The sequence below is a fragment of the Gemmatimonadota bacterium genome, assembly GCA_039715185.1.
Classification (GTDB): Bacteria; Gemmatimonadota; Gemmatimonadetes; order Longimicrobiales; family RSA9; genus DATHRK01.
Window position 1 is genome coordinate 1 of record JBDLIA010000246.1, and the last position, 1,043, is coordinate 1,043.

General features: G+C 69.2%; 1 protein-coding gene. It reads right to left on the minus strand.

The genetic code is table 11. From position 1 onward, the window contains the following. The coding region (locus tag ABFS34_17020; GenBank protein ID MEN8377128.1) for a pyruvate ferredoxin oxidoreductase at positions 1 to 1,043 on the minus strand (1,043 nt) is incomplete at both ends.

Below are 1,043 nucleotides of genomic sequence, written 5' to 3' on the forward strand. Positions count from 1 at the left end.
CGGAGCATGGCGGTGATGAGGTCGGCCGGGAAGGGCCGGAACATGACCACGTCCAGGACCCCGACCTTGAGGCCCCTCGACTCCCGCAGGTAGTCGGCGACGGCCTCGGCGTTCCAGACCACCGAGCCCTGGCCCGCCAGCACGTACTCGGCGTCCTCGAGCCGGTAGCCCATGGCCCGCGCGTACTCCCGGCCGCTGAGTTCGGCGTACTCGCGCATGGCGCGATCGGTGAGGTCGCGGATGTGATCGAAGTAGAAGGGGCGCTGCGCCGCCACGCCCTGGGCGTAGCTGTCCTGGTTCTGGACGACCCCCAGCATCGCGGGATAGTCCAGGTCGAACATCTCCGGCACGCGCCGCCGTGTGGCCCCGAAGGTGAAGCGCTGGGCCGGCGTCACGGAGTCGATGATGTCGGACGGGTCGCCCAGGTACTCCTTGATCAGCTCCGGCTCGGGCAGGAGCATCGACTCGATCACGTGGCTGGTGAGGAAGCCGTCCTGCGCCACCGCTCCCGGGTTGAGGGAGAGTTCTGCGATCCGGTGCGCGATCGCCGTGAGGTCGGCGGCGTGCTGGACGTTCTTGGCGAAGAGCTGGAAGAAGCCCGTGTCGTCGATGGCGTGGTAGTCGTCGTGGCCGGCGTGCACGTTGAGGGCGTGCTTGGTCATCGCGCGGGCCGCGATGTTGAGGACGTAGGTGAGGCGCTTGCCGGTGGCCGCGTACAGGGATTCGTGCATGTACGCGATCCCCTGTCCGCTCGAGAAGTTCGTCGCGCGCAGGCCGGTCATGCTCATACCAGCCGTCACGGCGGCGGCGGCGTGCTCTCCCTCCGGCTCGAAGAAGATGAGCGGCTTGCCGTTCACGTTCGTCTTCCCGGCGGCCATCGCGGCAGCCCATCCCTCGCCCATCTGGGTGGAGGGCGTGATCGGATAGGCGCCCGCTCCCTCGCTGGCCGACGTCTCCACGTGGACCACGGCGCCCGTGCCGTCCGTGGCGACCGGCTTCCCCGGATAGGGGGCGGGGCCGGTTCGGGCTCTGGTATCCGACGG